We start from the raw sequence: 4313 nt of genomic DNA, 5'->3' as shown, positions 1-4313 counted from the left end.
GCTCAAATATCGTCGAATCGTAGTTCCACCGATAATGCTATTGAACATGCGGCAGACTGTGGGTCCATCGAGTGCCCCTTTATGCACTGCAAACCTACGATTCGTCAGCTGAATTGATCCATGGCAACCGTGACTCAATGGGACTTCAGTATCAGCGATTCACATCGAAAAAATATCCACACTCCGCATACTAACTATGTGTGTCTCTTCTACTTGCTAAAATAATCCCTTGTACCGTGCGCTTCCACCGCTTCCCCAATTCGCCGAATTGCCACTGAGTATGCGGCACTACGCAGGCTGAGATTTCGCTCCTTGGCAAGGTCCCAAACCTCGTTAAACGCTTCAATGATAATTTCCTGCAATCGGGTATGCACTTTATCAATTGTCCATTTTAAACCCTGTCGGTTTTGTACCCATTCGAAATAACTAACGGTAACTCCGCCGGCATTAGCCAATACGTCTGGAATAACCGTTATGCCTTTTTCTTCAATTATGGAATCTGCAGTGCTCAGAATCGGACCATTTGCCACTTCAACGATATACTTTGCGTTGATAGAGGCAGCGTTATTCTCCGTGATAACACCCTCAAGTGCTGCCGGAATCAGAATATCGACATCAAGCTTCAGTAACTCCTCATTAGAGATGACATCATGATCTACCAGCTCACAAACTGATTGTTCACAATACACTGCTCGCACACGGCGAGTACGTTGTTTTACCTCGTGAATACTGTCGACATCAAATCCTTTGGGCGAGTAAATGCCACCCTTTGAATCACTGATAGCAACAATATGGTAGCCCGCATCGTGTAACAGTCGTGCAACGTGATAGCCACCATTGCCAAAGCCCTGTACTGCAACTGTGGTTTTTCCCGGATCAAGTTGATGCTTTTTAGACAACTCACGAATACACAAATAGGCGCCCCGCCCGGTCGCATCCTCGCGTCCAAGACTCCCACCAAGCCGAACCGGCTTCCCCGTGATTACACTTGGGGCTTTTATGCGCTTGATTGCTTCGTATTCGTTCATCATCCAACCCATGATTCGGGCAGTGGTATAGATATCTGGTGCCGGGATATCAGTTTGTGGCCCAATAAAGTCTGCCATTGCGCGCACATACGCTCTTGACAGGCGTTCCAACTCCATCGGAGATAGATTTTTCGGATCGACAATGATGCCGCCTTTCGCACCGCCGTATGGTAGTCCGACAAGCGCACACTTAATCGTCATCCACAGGGCCAATGCCTGCACTTCGGGCATAGACACATTGGGATGAAAGCGAATCCCTCCCTTAGTGGGACCTAGTACGTTGTTGTACCGGCAACGATAGCCGGTAAAATACTGCTTCGATCCATTATCCATTCGGACAGGCAGGGTTGCTGTCAACATAGAGAATGGGTGCATCAGTGATTCGATTACCTCCTGAGATACACCTGCACTCTCACCATACTGTCTTAATCGGACTAATGCGTCTTGAAAAATGCTGCCGGTCACGCCTCTCTCTCCTGTAATCAGCAATCTAAGTCTCTGTTACCCAGACGACTATGTCTGACCGCAATGATCACATAGACTAATGGGACCCTACTCACTTTTCAATTAAGGCGGTTCACCTACGCGAAAAGCGGCGACTCAGCATCCACAGATGCCTTGCGTTCATCAATAACAACCTGGCTCGTCACCAGGTTGTCTTGTAAGTATGTATATACTTTTACCAGCGGGTTGCGGGAGATTCGCGGGATCGGCCTAACGACTACCGACTGCACTCCCGTCTATATAGACCACATGACCTGTGAGGAGGGGGATGCGCGCCCAGAGAGATTGACTCGGCACATCCATGTGCCTCGGCCTGCGGGTCGCTTCGCGGTCCAAAACGGTCGCTTCGCTGCGCAATTTTTCTTAGGATGAGTAGTTAGCTGGTAGAGGAGCGGGTCACCCCAGCTCCCCCCCATTTAGAACCCATCGTGCCCAATTCAGGCAATAGGCTCAAGACAAAGCCCTTCACGTCACCACTTGATGAGGCTAGAACAACGCATGACAGACCCTCGCCCTTGGCAGCGGGTGAGCCTTGATGAACAAGGTGAACTGCTCCCAGGTGAACGATCGTCGTTGACTGCGTCGATTCAACCACTTGAACAAGATCCGCGTCGCTTTCATCAGGAACGTTTGCACCGCACGGATATTGAAAGACACACCATAGTATTGAATGTGTCCTCGCAATTTCGCACGGAATACCGCCCAGATGTATTTCAGCGGATACCGACTGCGAATCAACCTTCCCCAGGCATTGACAGACTTCAACTTGGTTCGCATCCGTTTGCCATTGGTTTTCACCTTCGGCGTCGGCACGCCCTTCCGAGATCGTCCCCAATAAAAGGTAAATCCCAGAAAGTCGAAGACTCCAAGCCGGGGGTGGCCGTTTCGGGGTCGAGCAAACTCGACCAGTCGGGTCTTTTGCTCGTTCAGAGAAAGTTTGTACCGCGACAGTCGGCCACCAAGCGCTTTGCGGACTCGTAAGGCATCGCGCTCATACTCGCAGCAGATCACCAGATCATCGGCGTACCGAAACCAGGCCACCTTGCCCGCGCAATGCACCTTGACGACTTCTTCCAACCAGACATCGATCACGTAATGCGCAAAGATATTGGCGAGTATCGGGCTACACAGACTGCCCTGTGGTACCCCTTCATTACCGACCGTCAGTTCCCCTGCCGCCAGTACACCGGATTTGAACATCCGCTGCACGTAACGCAGGAACTTTGGATCGTTAATCTTCTCGCGCAACATCCCGAGCAGTAACTCGTGATCAATGGTGTCGAAAAACTTCGCCAAATCCACATCGATCACCGTCTGAACCGGATTCCGATACAGGTGGTCTAGCAGGTCCCGGATCGCATCATGGCAGCTGCGTCCCGGCCTGAACCCATAAGATCCAGGCAGAAACAGTGGCTCATAAATGCTTTCCAGAACCTGATGCATCACCCCCTGCACCAGTTTATCCTCGAAGTTGCTGATCCCCAGTGGACGGGTCGCACCGGCTTTATCCCCCTTCGGGATCAGCACTTGTCGTACTGGCCCCGGGCGGTAGCCCATGCGCTTCATCCGAGCGATCAACGCGTTCAGGTTCGGTTCGAGGTGTTCACCGTACTCGGCCTTTCTCACACCATCGACTCCCACGGCCTTCCGTCCATCCAGCCTGTGGAAACACGCGGCCAGCGACTCTTCCTTAAACAAATGCATCAAGCTGTCAAACCGCTTGAATCGGTCGCTGGCCGATAGCTTCGCTATCCTCGCAAGTTTTGTTGCCGTCGTTTCTCGGGTCTCTGTGGTACCCACAACGTGTCCCCTTTGAGGTTAACTTTACCCAGGGCCCTTCCCTCCACAGGCGTTACCCTGCTTCATCAGTAATATGACCCATCTGACTTCCTCACAACCTTCCCGGCGTCCTCGCTGTTTAGACTTGTTCGCCGCTACTGCCCTTCCCTGGCAGAGTAGTAAGGATCTCCCACGTTCACTGTCTTACTTTGATGACATGCCGTGCTCTCAGACCCCGGGGACGCCCGACACCGCTGCCCAATTCGCGGTACCGGATGCTGTCTTCTAGTCAAATTAAACCATCGACCATCCCACAATGTACTTTAACGGGGCTCTATCACTTCAGCCCGAAGGCTTACGGCCTATCACCTCTCTGTCTACGCTTAACCAGCAAGGTTACCCATACCGGCTCAAGACTCGATACCAGGCGCGGCGGGCCTCCGCTTCCTGGGCGGCACTTGCAGCCGCTAGCAAAACAGCGCCTCGTGGCGCACAACTTGTCAGTACCCTTTCGTTTCATCGTCGAATAGTCGCCCATTGCGAGCGCATAGCCGACAGTATTCGCTTCGGAATCGGAAGCCCATCAAGAAGACGTCCGAACTCCCGTACTCGAAACCCGGACTGCGTGACATCAAGCTCAGGCATGCGCGCAAATCGTCGATTCTTGCGTGTCGCGAGATAAAGGGTATCGAGCAGTGCTTTTTCCGCGCTGGCAAGAAGATACGGCAGCCGCGCTTCACCCCAGTCAACGCCCTGCGCCATCAGTTCTGGCTTGACCTGGAAAAACTCGTAGCGGCCAACTGGCGAATTTAACGAACGAGCGCGACCTGTTGTCGCAACCTGGATCGTTTTCGGGATCTGCGAAACAACACCGTGTGAGTGTAACGCCGTCAGAAATGAAACATAGCCCTGCTCTTTGCTCAACAGATACGGAACGCAGCACAGTGGATGAAAGTACGGATGACCCGTATTTGCCCAGACGCCTTTTGTAACGCGAGTCAG

The 4313-nt window shown here is 52.3% G+C and carries 3 protein-coding genes; all 3 read right to left on the bottom strand.

Going from position 1 to position 4313, the window contains the following annotated elements:
* Positions 1-209 precede the first annotated feature (209 nt).
* Positions 210-1493, bottom strand: coding sequence for a Glu/Leu/Phe/Val dehydrogenase (locus O6944_02430; protein ID MCZ6717995.1), 1284 nt, complete (start codon positions 1491-1493; stop codon positions 210-212).
* 525 nt (positions 1494-2018) lie between these two features.
* Positions 2019-3332 carry a group II intron reverse transcriptase/maturase gene (gene ltrA, locus O6944_02425; protein ID MCZ6717994.1) on the bottom strand — a complete coding sequence of 438 codons (1314 nt, stop codon included), beginning with the start codon at positions 3330-3332 and terminating at the stop codon, positions 2019-2021.
* 495 nt (positions 3333-3827) lie between these two features.
* A partial coding sequence (locus O6944_02420) for a hypothetical protein (GenBank protein ID MCZ6717993.1) occupies positions 3828-4313 on the bottom strand: 486 nt, incomplete at its 5' end.

The sequence above is a fragment of the Gammaproteobacteria bacterium genome, assembly GCA_027296625.1.
GTDB lineage: Bacteria > Pseudomonadota > Gammaproteobacteria > JAKEHO01 > JAKEHO01 > JAKEHO01.
The sequence above is the reverse complement of the archived record's forward strand: the minus strand, read 5'-3'. Positions and strand labels throughout refer to the sequence as shown.